We start from the raw sequence: 13,599 nt of genomic DNA, 5'->3' as shown, positions 1-13,599 counted from the left end.
GGCGCCGCATGAGGGACTTCAAGCTCGTCTTCACGGGCCCGATGGGCGTGGGCAAGACCACGGCCATCGCGGCCATCAGCGAGACCGCGCCGATCGCCACCGAGGTCGCCAACGCCGACACCTCGGTCGCCAAGGCCACCACCACGGTGGGGCTCGACTTCGGCCAGGTGACGCTGGACAACGGCGACCGGCTGCGCCTGTACGGCACGCCGGGCCAGAGCCGCTTCGACTTCATGTGGAAGATCCTGGTGCGCGACGCGCTGGGCCTGGCGATCCTGCTGGACAACAGCCGGCCTGACCCGATGGCCGACCTGGCCCAGTACCTGGACGGCTTCGCCGGCGCGCTCGAGCGCATGCCCTGCGCCGTGGGCGTGAGCCGCCTGCCGTCGCACCCCACCCCCACGCTGGACGACTACGCGCAGGCGCTGGCGGCGCGCGGGCTGGTGCTGCCGCTGCTGGCGGTCGACCCGCGCCGCAAGGACGATGTGGTCGCGCTGATCGAGACGCTGCTGATGCAGATCGAAGTGCTCGACGAGGAGGCCGCGCCATGAAGATTCCCCACGCCCTGAAGCTGCGCGCCGCGGTCGAGGCCCGCCGCGTGCTCGACGAGGTCACGGGCGTCGCTTCGGTGGTGATCGCCACGCCCGACGGCTTCGAGATCGCCAGCGTCGCGCGGCGCGACGTCGAGCCCGCGCGCATCGCCGCCATGGCCAGCTCGATCGCCGCGATCGGCGCCGTGGTGTCCCAGGAGGCGCGCCTGGGCCGCTGCACCTGCATCACGGTCGCGACCGACAACGGCTTTGCGCTCGTCAGCCCGGTGCACAGCGGCGAGACCTCGCTGGTGGTGAACGTCATCGCCGACGCCGATGCGGTGCTCGCGCAGGCGATGTACCGCACGGCGGCCTGCGTGCGGGCGCTTGAGGCGCCGCAGCTCTAGGTTCTGGCTACGAATTCACGGGCGGAGACGGATTGGCATGCGACGTCTCCACCCTCTTTTTCATTCGCATGAATTTCACTCACAGGATTTACTGACATGGCCTCGATCCAGACCAGCCTCGACTCCCTCCTGACCGCCGACGGCGCCCTGTGCGCTGCCGTGGTCGATTCCGCCAGCGGCATGATGCTGGGCGCCGCCGGCTCCGGCGTGGACCTCGAAGTGGCCGCCGCCGGCAACACCGAAGTGATGCGTGCCAAGCTCAAGACGATGCGCGCGCTGGGCCTGAGCGACACCATCGAAGACATCCTGATCACGCTGGGCAAGCAGTACCACCTGCTGCGCCCGATGGCGCAGAAGGAAGGCGTGTTCATCTACTTCGTGCTCGACAAGGCGAAGTCGAACCTGGCGCTGGCCCGCCGCAAGCTGCAGGACGTCGAGAAGGACATCACCTTCTAATCAGTCCGCCAAGGCGCATCGCCGTCGGGCCGGCTCCCTCGCGGGAGGCGGCCCTTTTCTTTTTTGGGGCGGCTACTTCGCCAGGTGCCCCAGCGGCAGCGCGCTGTTGGCCTTCACCTCGCCCAGCGAGAAGCTGGTGTGCAGGTCTTTCACGTTCGGCAGGTTCATGAGGTTCTGCCGCGCGAAGGCCGAGAAACCGTTCAGGTCCTGCGCCACCACCTGCAGCTCGAAGGTGCCGGTGCCGCTGATGTAGTGGCAGGCCACCACCTCGGGCATCTTGCGGATCGCGTCTTCCAGTTTGCGCGTGGCCTCGTGGGTGACGCGCTCGGTGTCCACGCGCACGAAGGCGAGCACGCCCAGTCCGATCTTGTGGCGGTCGATCTCGGCGCGGTAGCCCTTGATGAAGCCGGCGTCTTCCAGCGCGCGCACGCGGCGCCAGCAGGGCGCCGCCGACAGGCCCACGCGCTGCGCCAATTCGGCGTTCGTGAGGCGGCCATCGGTCTGCAGTTCTTGCAGGATAGCGAGGTCGAACTTGTCAATGCTTTCCATAGGGGTGGATGTTAAGCAAGATTCTTTCTGAAAGTCGTTTTTCCGAGGCAAAAAACGCAAACACCTGTCGCAGACCCCGGCATACACTTTGCGTCACCATGGGCTTGCGCCCTACCGGGCACAGACCCACACCCCTCAGCCAGGCCCACAAAGCCCTGCCAATACGGAGACAGAGAACATGAACGCCCCGCTGCCCGAGCACATTCGCCGCGCGCTAGAAACCGTCACGCTCGACGACAAATACAGCCTCGACTATGGGCGCGCCTTCATGAGCGGCGTGCAGGCCCTGGTCAAGCTGCCGATGCTGCAGCGCCTGCGCGACAAGCAGGTCGGCAAGAACACCGCCGGCTTCATCAGCGGCTACCGCGGCTCCCCGCTCGGCGGCTACGACCAGGCGCTGTGGAAGGCCAGCAAGTTCCTCAAGGAACAGAACATCGTCTTCCAGCCCGGCGTGAACGAAGAGCTCGCGGCCACGGCGCTGTGGGGCACGCAGCAACTGGGCTTCTCGCCCCAGGGCACCAACAAGTTCGACGGCGTCTTCGGCATCTGGTACGGCAAGGGTCCGGGCGTGGACCGCTGCTCCGACGTCTTCAAGCACGCCAACATGGCCGGCACCACCGCCTGGGGCGGCGTGATCGCGGTGGCCGGCGACGACCACATCTCCAAGAGCAGCACGGCCGCGCACCAGAGCGACCACATCTTCAAGGCCTGCGGCACGCCGGTGTTCTTCCCGGCCAACGTGCAGGAAATCCTCGACCTCGGCATCCACGCCTTCGCGCTGAGCCGCTTCTCGGGCGTGTGGTCGGGCATGAAGACGATCCAGGAGATCGTCGAGTCCAGCGCCACGGCCATGATCGACCCCGAGCGCGTCGACATCGTCATTCCCACCGACTTCGAGATGCCGCCCGGCGGCCTGCACATCCGCTGGCCCGACCATGCGCTGGAGCAGGAAGCCCGGCTCATGCACTACAAGTGGTACGCCGCGCTGGCCTACATCCGCGCCAACCGCCTGAACCACAACGTGATCGAAGGCCCGAACGACCGCTTCGGCATCATGGCCAGCGGCAAGGCCTACAACGACACGCGCCAGGCGCTCATCGACCTGGGCCTGGACGACGCGGCCTGCCGCCAGCTGGGCATCCGCCTGCACAAGGTGGGCGTGGTGTGGCCGCTGGAGGCGCAGCTCACGCGCGAGTTCGCCACCGGCCTGCAGGAAATCCTGGTGGTCGAGGAGAAGCGCCAGGTCATCGAATACCAGCTCAAGGAAGAGCTCTACAACTGGCGCTCCGACGTGCGCCCCAACGTGGTCGGCAAGTTCGACGAAGGCGCCAGCTCCACGGACGACGGCTACTCCGGCGGCGAATGGTCGATGCCCAACCCGACCTCGCACACGCTGCTGCGCGCCAACGCCGACCTGAACCCGGCCCTCATCGCCAAGGCTATCGCCGGGCGCCTGAAGAAGACGGGCTTGCTGGCCGCCGCCGGCGCCGACATGGCCGCGCGCATCGACGCGCAGCTGGCCATCCTGGAGGCCAAGGAGCGCGCGATGGTGGTGCAGCAGGCCTCCACCAGCGTGGCCGACGCCACGCGCCAGCCCTGGTTCTGCTCGGGCTGCCCGCACAACACCAGCACCGTCGTGCCCGAAGGCTCGCGCGCGATGGGCGGCATCGGCTGCCACTTCATGGCGACCTGGATGGACCGCTCCACCATCGGCTTCACGCAGATGGGCGGCGAGGGCGTGCCATGGGTGGGCCAGCAGCCCTTCACGACCGACCAGCACATCTTCGCCAACCTGGGCGACGGCACGTACTTCCACAGCGGCCTGCTCGCCATTCGCCAGAGCATCGCGGCCGGCGTGAACATCACCTACAAGATCCTCTACAACGACGCGGTCGCCATGACCGGCGGCCAGACCGTGGGCGAGCGCCCCGAGGGCCACTCGGTGCTGCAGATTGCAGAGAGCCTGCATGCCGAGGGCACGAAGAAGGTCGTCATCGTCACCGACGAGCCCGAGAAGTACGAGGGCGTGAACATCCCCGGCGACCACGTGCAGGTGAAGCACCGCGACCTGCTCGACGACATCCAGCGCGAGTTCCGCGCCATCGCCGGCACCACGGCCATCATCTACGACCAGACCTGCGCGACCGAGAAGCGCCGCCGCCGCAAGCGCGGCACGGCCGTCGATCCGGCGAAGCGCGTGGTCATCAACGAGCTGGTCTGCGAAGGCTGCGGCGACTGCAGCGTGCAGAGCAACTGCCTCTCGGTGGAGCCGCTGGAGACCGAGTTCGGCCGCAAGCGCACCATCAACCAGAGCAGTTGCAACAAGGACATGAGCTGCCTGAAGGGCTTCTGCCCGAGCTTCGTGACCGTCGAAGGCGGCCAGCTCAAGAAAAAGGGCAAGAACAAGGCGGCCACGCCGGCCGAGTTCGGCCTGCTGGCCGAGCCCGCCATTCCGTCGCTCGCGGGCGGCAAGGTCTGGGGCGTGGTGGTGGCCGGCGTCGGCGGCACGGGCGTGATCACCATCGGCCAGCTGCTGGGCATGGCCGCGCACATCGAGGCCAAGGGCATCGTCACGCAGGACGCGGCGGGCCTGGCGCAAAAGGGCGGCGCCACCTGGAGCCACGTGCTCATCGGCGACACGCAGGACGACATCCGCACCACCCGCGTGGGCACCGCGGCGGCCGACCTGATCCTGGCCTGCGACCCGCTCGTCACGATCAACGCCGAGACCATGGCGCGCATGCGCGAAGGGCGCACGCACGTGGCGCTCAACAGCCACAGCGCGCCCACGGCCGCCTTCGTGCGCAACGCCAACTGGCAGAACCCCGAAGACGCCTGCGCCGCTGAAATTGCGCGCGCCGTGGGCATTGACGGCCTGGGCGCCTTCGACGCCGATGCCGCCGCCACCGCGCTGATGGGCGACACCATCTACGTCAACCCGATGATCCTGGGCTACGCCTGGCAGAAGGGCTGGGTGCCGCTGGCGCACGAGTCGCTGATGCGCGCCATCGAGCTGAACGCCGTGGCCGTCGAGAACAACAAGACCGCCTTCGAGTGGGGCCGCCAGGCCGCCGTGCGCCCGGACGAGCTGCAAAAGCGCGTGCGCCCGGGCCAGGTCATCGAGTTCAAGAAGCGCGAGACGGTCGAGGCCCTCGTCGCTCGTCGCGCCGAGTTCCTGACCAGCTACCAGAACGCCGCCTACGCCGAGGAATACAAGGCCTTCGTCGGCCGTGTGCAGCAGGTCGAGTCGGCCGTCGGCAAGAGCACGGGACTGGCCGAAACGGTGGCGCGCTACCTGTTCAAGCTCATGGCCTACAAGGACGAGTACGAAGTCGCCCGCCTGCACACCGACCGCACCTTCCTGGACCGCGTCGAGGGCATGTTCGAGGGCGACTACAAGCTCAACTACCACCTGGCGCCGCCGCTGCTGGCCAAGAAGAACACCAAGGGCCAGCTGCAGAAGCAGAAGTTTGGCCCCTGGATGCTCACGGGCTTCCGCTTCCTGGCGAAGCTCAAGGGCCTGCGCGGCACGGCGCTCGATGTCTTCGGCCGCACCGAGGAACGCAAGACCGAGCGCGCCCTCATCGGCGAGTACCGCGCCAGCATCGAGGAAGTGCTCAAGGGCCTGCGCGCCGACAACCACGCGCTGGCGCTGGAGATCGCGAGCCTGCCCGAGCAGATCCGCGGCTACGGCCACGTCAAGGAGCGCAACCTCGCGGCGGCCCGCACCCGCTGGACCGAGCTGATGGGCAAGTGGCGCAACCCCCAGGCGCAGCGCGCAGCGGCCTGATCCGACAGGCCCGTTTCCCCTGACAAAGAGCGCCCCTGCGGCGCTCTTTGCTATTTAAACGATAGCTGAAAGCCCTCGGGGGTGCGCCGGATAAGGGCGCGAAACGGCCATCCGCGCCGAATACAATGCCCGACTGCGCGCGGCCTCCCCCGCCGAGCCTCTGACTTGCGGCCCGCATCCCTCGTGGGCGCGGAACCGCGGGCCCGGCCCGCGCATCTGAAGTCTTTTTCTTCTCTCTTCCCTCTGCTGGAGACTCTCTTGTTCATTTCCTCTGCTTTCGCTCAAACCGCGCCCGCAGCCGCCGGTGGTGGCGACATGTTGTCTTCGCTGGGCAGCATGCTGCCGCTGGTGCTGATGTTCGTGGTGCTGTATTTCGTCATGATCCGCCCGCAAATGAAGCGCCAGAAAGAGGCCCGCGCCATGATCGAAGCCCTGGCCAAGGGTGACGAAGTCGCCACGGCAGGCGGCGTGCTCGGCAAGATCACCTCGCTGAACGACCAGTACCTCGGCCTGGAAATCGCCAACGGCGTCGAGATCAAGATCCAGCGCAGCGCGGTGGTCCAGGTGCTGCCCAAGGGCGCCGTCAAGCAATAAAAGCGTGAGCTGAACCTTGCGCTTCAGGGCGCAGGGCCCCAAGTCACGCCGTGTTCCATTTCTGAAACGCTTGTGAAAAGCGCCTTCTCATGAACCGTTACCCGGTCTGGAAGTACACGATCATCGTGATCGTGCTGCTCGTGGGGCTCATCTACGCCCTGCCCAATTTCTTCGGCGAGGCACCCGCGGTGCAGGTGTCCGCGGCCAAGACGACCGTCAAGGTCGATGCCGCCACCCAGACCCGGGTCGAGGAGGCGCTGAAGGCGGCCGGCCTGACGCCCGACCTGGTGACGCTGGACGCCGGCTCGCTGCGCGCCCGCTTCACCACCACCGACGACCAGCTCAAGGCGCGCGACGTCGTGCAGCGCGCCCTGGTGCCCGACGCCAGCGACCCGCCCTACACGGTGGCGCTGAACCTGCTGTCGCGTTCGCCCAAGTGGCTCACGTCGCTGCATGCGTTCCCGATGTACCTGGGCCTGGACCTGCGCGGCGGCGTCGACTTCCTGCTGCAGGTCGACATGAAGGGCGCCATCGACAAGAAGGCCGAATCGTTCGCGAGCGACCTGCGCACCACCTTCCGCGACAAGAGCATCCGCGGCACCCAGGTCAGCCGCAACGGCCAGACCGTCGAGGTGACCTTCCGCGACGCGGCCTCGCTGGAGACCGCCAAGCGCCTGATCGTGGACCAGTTCCCCGACCTCAGCACCACCGACACGCAAGACGGCACCAACTGGCGCCTGACTGCCACCATCAAGCCCGAGGCGGCCCGCCGCCTGCAGGACGCCGCGCTCAAGCAGAACATCACGACCCTGCACAACCGGATCAACGAACTCGGCGTGGCCGAGCCGGTGATCCAGCAGCAGGGCCTGGACCGCATCGTCGTGCAGCTGCCCGGCGTGCAGGACACGGCCAAGGCCAAGGAAATCCTGGGCCGCACCGCCACGCTCGAAATGCGCATGGTCGACGAAAGCGCCGAAGGCCGCGCGGCCGAGCTGAGCGGCGCGCCCGTGCCCTTCGGCTCCGAGAAATTCCTCGACCGCGGTGGCCGCCCGGTGATCGTGAAGAAGCAGGTGCTCGTCACCGGCGAGAACCTCACCGACGCCCAGCCCGGCTTCGACCAGCAGAGCAACCAGCCCAAGGTCGACCTGACCATGGACGCCAAGGGCGGTCGCATCATGCGCGACGTCAGCCGCGAGAACTACAAGAAGCGCATGGCCATGCTGATCTTCGAGAAGGGCAAGGGCGAAGTGCTCACGGCCCCGTCGATCAACGGCGAACTGGGCAACCGCTTCCAGGTCTCGGGCTCGATGACGGTGGCCGAGGCCAGCGACCTGGCCCTGCTGCTGCGCGCCGGCTCGCTGGCCGCGCCCATGGAGATCATCCAGGAGCGCACGATCGGCCCGACGCTCGGCGCCGACAACATCGAAAAAGGCTTCAAGAGCGTGATGTACGGCTTCCTGGCCATCATGGTCTTCATGTGTGCCTACTACGCGCTGTTCGGCCTGTTCTCGTCGATCGCGCTGGCCGTGAACCTGATGCTGCTGGTCGCCATCCTGTCGATGCTGCAGGCCACGCTCACGCTGCCCGGCATCGCGGCCATGGCGCTGGCCATCGGCGTGGCCATCGACTCCAACGTGCTGATCAACGAGCGCGTGCGCGAAGAGTTGCGCAACGGCGCCTCGCCGCAGGCCGCCATCCACGCAGGCTACGACCGCGCCTGGGGCACGATTCTCGACTCCAACGTGACCACGCTGATCGCGGGCATTGCGCTCTTGGCCTTCGGCTCGGGCCCGGTGCGCGGCTTCGCGGTGGTGCACTGCATCGGCATCGTCACCTCGATGTTCTCCGCCGTGTTCTTCTCGCGCGGCCTCGTGAACTTCTGGTACGGCCAGAAGAAGAAGCTCAAGTCTGTGTCGATCGGCACCGTCTGGCGGCCCAAGACCGACGGCACGGCCGTGGTCGACACCAAGTAACGGCCGAGGACCATCGCCATGGAATTCTTCCGCATCCACAAGACCATCCCGTTCATGCGCCATGCCCTGGTGCTGAACATCATTTCCTTCGCAACCTTTGCGCTGGCGCTGTTCTTCCTGTTCCACCGCGGGCTGCACCTGTCGGTGGAGTTCACCGGCGGCACGGTGATGGAAGTGGCCTACGAGCAATCGGCCGACATCGGCAAGGTGCGCGAGGCCGTCACCAAGCTCGGCTATCCCGAAGTGCAGGTGCAGAACTACGGCACCTCGCGCGACGTGCAGATCCGCCTGCCCACCCAGAAGGGCATGAGCTCCGACCAGCAGAGCGCGCAGGTCATGCAGGCGCTGAAGTCGGTCGACCCGTCGGCCACGCAGCGCGGCATCGAGGTCGTCGGGCCGCAGGTCGGCGACGAGCTGACCTCCAACGGCATCAAGGCGCTGGCCATGGTGGTGATCGGCATCATGATCTACCTGGCGTTCCGCTTCGAATGGAAGTTCGCGCTGTCCACCGTGCTGGCCAACCTGCACGACGTGGTGATCATCCTGGGCTTCTTCGCCTTCTTCCAGTGGGAGTTCTCGCTGGCGGTGCTGGCGGCGGTGCTGGCGGTGCTGGGCTACTCGGTGAACGAGTCGGTCGTGATCTTCGACCGCGTGCGCGAGAACTTCCGTCGTTACCGCAAGATGACGACCACCGAAGTCATCGACAACGCGATCACCTCGACCATCAGCCGCACGATCATCACCCACGGCTCCACGCAGCTCGTGGTGCTGTCGATGTTCTTCTTCGGCGGCCCCACGCTGCACTACTTTGCGCTGGCGCTGACCATCGGCATCTGCTTCGGCATCTACTCGTCGTGCTTCGTGGCGGCCGCGATCGCGATGTGGCTGGGCGTGAAGCGTGAAGACCTGATCAAGGGCCCGCCGGTCAAGCGCGACGGCGACTCCGGCGGCGACGACCCGAACGCCGGCGCCGTCGTCTGAGGGATACTTCGGCGCCAGCTTCGCGTCACCCGCACTTGTGCGGTGGCGCATCCCGATGCAAGCTCGGGGCTGTCGCCGATGAACCGTTCTCTCCGGCCTTTCCGATCCATCAATGAGCACTGCGCGGTCCGCTTCTTCCCTGCAGCTCGCACGCGAGGCGCGTGAGCGTTTCGTGGCGGCCACGGAAGGCGCGATCGCTCCGCTGGCCCAGGCCATCCGCGACCGGCTGACCGCGGTGGCCTCCGATGTCGGCAGCGCGCGCACCATGCAGGAAAGCCGCGACGACCTCGTGGCGTTCCAGGGCCATGCCTCGCAGTGGGTGTCGCTGGCGCAGACCGGCTGGCGCAAGGCACTGGGCACGGGCCCGGCGGGCGGCACCTCGTCGGCCCCCGCGGCGCTGCGGCTGGAGCTCATCGGCGACGAGGTGGTCGAGAGCAACATCCTCGCCTCGCGCCTGGCACAGACGATTCACGACAAAGCCAGCTTCGAACTCAGCGACCTGCGCCTGCGCATCCAGCACCTCGAAGGCACGCACGAGCTCGACGCCCGGGACGTGCTGAAACCCGAGACCCTGGCCAAGCTGCTGGTGGAACAGTGGCTGGCCGCCGGCCTGAGCCGCGAGGCCTGGGGCCGTGTGCAGGGCACGGCGCAGCAGGCCCTGGCGGACGTGGTCGTGAAGGCCTACGAAAACGCCAACGCCTTCCTGATCGCGCAGGGCGTGATGCCCGAAATCGACCTCAAGAGCTTCGTGCGCCGCACGGGCGATTCGGGCGGCGGCCCGTCGTCCATGGGCATGCCGGTGTCGTCGAGCATGCCGATGGGGCAGGGCGCGCCGGCAGGTGCGGCCGTGCCGCACGGCCAGCAGCAGCCATCGCAGCCGCAGCGTCCGGGCTTCGCTTTCCAGGCCTCGCATGCGGCGTCCGTGCCGTCGTCGGGGCCGGCCTCCAGCTCGATGATGGGCAGCTCGCCGCTCGCCTTCGCGCGGCAGCGCGCGCAGACCGCGCTGCTGAGCCTCAAGCGCTTTGTCGCCGCGCGCATCGGCGGCGAGGCCGGCGCCTCGCAACCGGGCGGAGGCACGACCGGCACCGGCGGCGGCGTGGCCGCGCCCCGCGTGTTTTCACGCACCTTCGCCGGCGCCATCGCCGATGCCGAGGTCGCCTACCGCATGGCGGCCACGCAGTACATCGACGGCGGCGGCGAGCAGGCCACGCTGATCCAGCAGACCGCCGTCGACCTGCGCCGGCGCACCGCCGAGCTCAAGAAACGCGCGCCCACCACTGCCGACAAGGCCACGGTCGAGATCGTGGCGCTGATGTTCCAGGCCATCCTCGCGGAAGAGCGCATTCCGTTCTCCGCCCGCGTGTGGTTCGCGCGGCTGCAGATGCCCGTGCTGCGCGTGGCCATCGCCGAGCCCGAATTCTTCGGCACCCTGCAGCACCCCGCGCGCATGCTGATCGACCGCATGGGTTCCTGCGTGATGGGCTTCGACGCCGCCGCCATCACCGGCAGCGCGCTCGAAAACGAGATCAAGCGCGTGGTGCAGGTGATCGAGCAGTACCCCGAAACCGGCCAGCGCGTGTTCAAGCTCGTGTTCGACGAGTTCGTCGCTTTTCTCAGCCGCTACCTCACGCAGAGCGACGCCACGCAGCGCGTCATGAGCGTGGCGCAGCAGGTCGAGCAGAAGGAGACGATGGCGATCCAGTACACCATCGAGTTGCGCAAGATGCTCAACGACATGCCGGTGCGCGACGAGATCCGCGAGTTCCTGTTCAAGGTCTGGGCCGAGGTGCTGGCCATTGCCGCGCTGCGCTACGGCGCGCAGGGCGAGCACACCGTGATGCTCAAGCGTGTGGCCTCCGAGCTGGTCTGGGCCGCGAGTGCCAAGCCCAACCGCGCCGACCGCGCCCGCGTGATCCAGGACCTGCCGCAGCTGCTGCAGCGCCTGCGCCAGGGCATGGACCTGCTGGGCATCGTCGGCGAGCCGCAGGAAGGCCACATCAAGACCATCGGCGCCACGCTCACCGACGCCTTCATGTCGAAGACCGAAGCCATTCCGCAGGCCAAGATCGAGGCCATGGCCGAGCGGCTGGCGCACCTGGAAGACTTCGTGACCGACGACGGCAGCGCCTCCAGCCTGCCGCTGGACGCGCAGAGCATCGAGTTGCTGCTCGGCGTGGATGCGACCGCGATCGAGGTCATTTCCGACACCGCCGGCGTCAAGGTGGCCGAGGACATGCTCGCGTGGACCCACGAACTGCAGGTCGGCAACTGGTTCATGCTGGACCACAACGACCGCGTGACGCAGGTCCAGTTCGTCTGGCGCAGCGACCGCAAGCAGCTGCACCTGTTCGCCTCGGCCGACGGCCGCAGCTTCCTCATCCAGGCCGGACGGCTGGCGATGTACCTGCAGGCCGGCCTGCTGGTGCCGGCCGAGGAAGAAACGCTCACCGCACGCGCCACGCGCGAGGCGCTGGCGAAGCTCGATGCGAATCCCGAGCGGCTTCTGAACTAGTCAGCCGCGCGGCTGTTCTCGTCTGTGGGGAAGTGCGCGCAGCTCGGAGGCGAGCTCAGTGTGCCGTACGGCCTTCGCGGCTCTCGCAAAGCTCGTCGAGCACCAGCGCATCGGGTTCGATGCCGGTGCTCCAGTGCACCATCAGCACGATGATCTTGAGTTCGTCCAATGCCACCGGGTCACCCGGTGCGGCCATCGCGCGCTCGACGACGATCTCGCGCAGGCCGCAGGGCAGCACGTTCGACAGTTCGAGAAAACGGATGAAGCCGAGGCACTCGGCGCCGAGGTGTTCCTGCTCCGACGGCGAGTACACGCGCATCGACTGGCTCGACTGGGGCAGCGCCGCATCGGGCGCGCCGCCCAGCGTGACGCGGGCAGTGGTGATGGCGTTGTCGGCATCGCCTTCACTGGCCTGGTGTTCGAACTGCAGGCCTTGCGTGGCAAGGCTCAGGCCGTCGAGCCACTGCAGGGCGTCGCGTATTTCGTCCGCCTCGAAGCCGTGCGCACTGAGCTTGCGGCCCAGCTGTTCGGGTTCGGGGCAGGCATCGCCGCGCCAGTAGTTTTCATACACAAACACGAGCACTTCGAACATGGGCCCAATATAGCCGAGGAATCTGTCGTGTGTCCCCAGGCTTTCGTGCACTTCGAGCGTCAGCCGACGGCTGCTCTTTGAAATAGGCCGCCGGGCAAACGCGAGACATGCCCGTCGAGCTCAAGCTCGAGCATCTTCGCCTGCAGCTGGGCCGCGCTCCAGCCGGTGCGCGCGCTCAGCGCATCGAGGCTCACCGGGTCGAAGCCGAGGGCATCGAGCAGCGGATGCTCCGGGGCCGGCGAAGACGTGTCGGTGGAAGGCGTGCGAGCGGCCGGCGCGAGCGGCGGCAGTTCTTCGAGGATGTCGTTCACCGACTCGACCAGCTTCGCGCCCTGGCGGATCAGCGCATGGCAGCCGCGCGATTGCGGCGAGTGGATCGAGCCCGGGATCGCGAACACTTCCTTGCCCTGCTCCGAGGTGAGCCGTGCGGTGATGAGCGAGCCCGACGCCAGTGCGGCCTCGACCACCAGTGTGCCGCGCGCCAGGCCCGCGATGAGGCGGTTGCGCTTGGGAAAGTTCTGCGTGAGCGGCGGCGTGCCCAGCGGCAGCTCGCTCACGATCAGCCCCTGCAGCGTGATGCGGTGCGCGAGGTCGCGGTGCCGCGCGGGGTACACGCGGTCCAGGCCGGTGCCGACCACGGCCACCGTGGCGAGCACCGGGGCGTCGCCGGCCGCGTCGAGCGCGCCGAGGTGCGCCGCACCGTCGATACCGAGCGCCAGTCCCGAGACCACGGGCAGGCCCGCTTCGCCCAGCGCCCGCGCAAAGGCGCGCGCATGGCTGGCGCCCTGTGGTGTCGGGTTGCGGCTGCCGACCACGGCAAGGCTGCGGCCGAGTTGCGTGAGGTCGAAGGCGGCGGCGCCGAGCACGTAGAGCATCAGCGGCGGGTCGACCATCTCGAGCAGCGAGCCCGGGTAGCCGGCGTCGCCGAGCGTCACGACGCGGCGCGTGATGGCGCCGCCGGTGGGGTCGTCCGCGGGGTGCAGCCATTGCCAGGTCTGGTCGACCTGCGCCTGCAGGCCGGAGGGCGGCTGCTTGAGCGCGGCGGCCTGGGCGGTGCTGACGACTTCGCCCAGCGTTGCCTCGGGCTGCGCGAAGATCGCGTCAGGCAGCCCGAAGGCCGCGAGCAGGCGGCGTGCGGCGCCGTCGCCGACGCCTGGTGTCAGTGAAAGTCGCAGCCAGCCTGCGAGTTCTGCGCGTTCCAAACGAGTGTGCGAG

11 protein-coding genes are annotated in these 13,599 nt (G+C 67.9%); 8 read left to right on the top strand and 3 right to left on the bottom strand.

The features are described from left to right. The first annotated feature begins 8 nt into the window (after window positions 1–8). The 3 genes from AC1RAD_RS23450 (at window position 9) to AC1RAD_RS23440 (ending at window position 1,393) form a co-directional block, all read left to right on the top strand. Window positions 9–551: a GTP-binding protein gene (locus AC1RAD_RS23450; protein WP_070063237.1), complete on the top strand. Its 543-nt coding sequence runs from the start codon at window positions 9–11 to the stop codon at window positions 549–551. Next, window positions 548–937 carry a roadblock/LC7 domain-containing protein gene (locus AC1RAD_RS23445; RefSeq protein WP_492737467.1) on the top strand — a complete coding sequence of 130 codons (390 nt, stop codon included), beginning with the start codon at window positions 548–550 and terminating at the stop codon, window positions 935–937. The genes AC1RAD_RS23450 and AC1RAD_RS23445 overlap by 4 nt, the downstream gene beginning before the upstream one ends. A 96-nt stretch (window positions 938–1,033) precedes the next feature. Beyond that, a complete protein-coding gene (locus AC1RAD_RS23440) occupies window positions 1,034–1,393 on the top strand; it encodes a hypothetical protein (RefSeq protein ID WP_492737465.1) in 360 nt (119 codons plus the stop codon). A 72-nt stretch (window positions 1,394–1,465) separates the two neighbouring features. Here the strand turns inward: AC1RAD_RS23440 and AC1RAD_RS23435 are convergent, their stop codons facing one another. Further along, on the bottom strand, window positions 1,466–1,942 hold the full coding sequence (locus tag AC1RAD_RS23435; RefSeq protein WP_062478228.1) for an Lrp/AsnC family transcriptional regulator: 477 nt from the start codon (window positions 1,940–1,942) through the stop codon (window positions 1,466–1,468). A 178-nt stretch (window positions 1,943–2,120) separates the two neighbouring features. Here AC1RAD_RS23435 and AC1RAD_RS23430 point away from each other — a divergent pair, with 178 nt between their 5' ends. The 5 genes from AC1RAD_RS23430 (at window position 2,121) to AC1RAD_RS23410 (ending at window position 11,792) form a co-directional block, all read left to right on the top strand. Then, on the top strand, window positions 2,121–5,732 hold the full coding sequence (locus AC1RAD_RS23430) for an indolepyruvate ferredoxin oxidoreductase family protein (RefSeq protein ID WP_492737464.1): 3,612 nt from the start codon (window positions 2,121–2,123) through the stop codon (window positions 5,730–5,732). A 258-nt stretch (window positions 5,733–5,990) separates the two neighbouring features. After that, complete coding sequence (gene yajC / locus AC1RAD_RS23425) at window positions 5,991–6,326, top strand: preprotein translocase subunit YajC (RefSeq protein WP_062478234.1); 336 nt, start codon at window positions 5,991–5,993, stop codon at window positions 6,324–6,326. An 89-nt stretch (window positions 6,327–6,415) separates the two neighbouring features. Beyond that, complete coding sequence (gene secD / locus AC1RAD_RS23420) at window positions 6,416–8,299, top strand: protein translocase subunit SecD (RefSeq protein ID WP_062478237.1); 1,884 nt, start codon at window positions 6,416–6,418, stop codon at window positions 8,297–8,299. 18 nt (window positions 8,300–8,317) lie between these two features. Further along, window positions 8,318–9,280 carry a protein translocase subunit SecF gene (gene secF, locus AC1RAD_RS23415; protein ID WP_062478240.1) on the top strand — a complete coding sequence of 321 codons (963 nt, stop codon included), beginning with the start codon at window positions 8,318–8,320 and terminating at the stop codon, window positions 9,278–9,280. A gap of 112 nt (window positions 9,281–9,392) precedes the next feature. After that, window positions 9,393–11,792, top strand: coding sequence for a DUF1631 family protein (locus tag AC1RAD_RS23410; protein WP_492737462.1), 2,400 nt, complete (start codon window positions 9,393–9,395; stop codon window positions 11,790–11,792). Between the two features lie 55 nt (window positions 11,793–11,847). Here AC1RAD_RS23410 and AC1RAD_RS23405 read toward each other — a convergent pair whose 3' ends face one another. Together AC1RAD_RS23405 and dprA are read right to left on the bottom strand one after the other, a co-directional pair. Then, window positions 11,848–12,384 carry a Smg family protein gene (locus AC1RAD_RS23405; protein WP_492730292.1) on the bottom strand — a complete coding sequence of 179 codons (537 nt, stop codon included), beginning with the start codon at window positions 12,382–12,384 and terminating at the stop codon, window positions 11,848–11,850. Window positions 12,385–12,443: 59 nt separating this feature from the next. Beyond that, entirely contained in the window at window positions 12,444–13,586 is a 1,143-nt protein-coding gene (gene dprA, locus AC1RAD_RS23400) for a DNA-processing protein DprA (RefSeq protein WP_492737460.1), read from the bottom strand. Window positions 13,587–13,599 lie beyond the last annotated feature (13 nt).

It is taken from the genome of Variovorax sp. GW823-FHT04B03, from assembly GCF_058796495.1.
The sequence above is the reverse complement of the archived record's forward strand: the minus strand, read 5'-3'. Positions and strand labels throughout refer to the sequence as shown.

What these genes read in the sequence shown, in the direction of transcription:
- AC1RAD_RS23435 (WP_062478228.1), bottom strand. Translation starts at nt 1,942, where the DNA reads ATGGAAAGCATTGACAAGTTCGACCTCGCTATCCTGCAAGAACTGCAG.
- AC1RAD_RS23405 (WP_492730292.1), bottom strand. Translation starts at nt 12,384, where the DNA reads ATGTTCGAAGTGCTCGTGTTTGTGTATGAAAACTACTGGCGCGGCGAT.
- AC1RAD_RS23440 (WP_492737465.1), top strand. Translation starts at nt 1,034, where the DNA reads ATGGCCTCGATCCAGACCAGCCTCGACTCCCTCCTGACCGCCGACGGC.
- AC1RAD_RS23430 (WP_492737464.1), top strand. Translation starts at nt 2,121, where the DNA reads ATGAACGCCCCGCTGCCCGAGCACATTCGCCGCGCGCTAGAAACCGTC.
- AC1RAD_RS23450 (WP_070063237.1), top strand. Translation starts at nt 9, where the DNA reads ATGAGGGACTTCAAGCTCGTCTTCACGGGCCCGATGGGCGTGGGCAAG.
- secF (WP_062478240.1), top strand. Translation starts at nt 8,318, where the DNA reads ATGGAATTCTTCCGCATCCACAAGACCATCCCGTTCATGCGCCATGCC.
- AC1RAD_RS23410 (WP_492737462.1), top strand. Translation starts at nt 9,393, where the DNA reads ATGAGCACTGCGCGGTCCGCTTCTTCCCTGCAGCTCGCACGCGAGGCG.
- secD (WP_062478237.1), top strand. Translation starts at nt 6,416, where the DNA reads ATGAACCGTTACCCGGTCTGGAAGTACACGATCATCGTGATCGTGCTG.
- AC1RAD_RS23445 (WP_492737467.1), top strand. Translation starts at nt 548, where the DNA reads ATGAAGATTCCCCACGCCCTGAAGCTGCGCGCCGCGGTCGAGGCCCGC.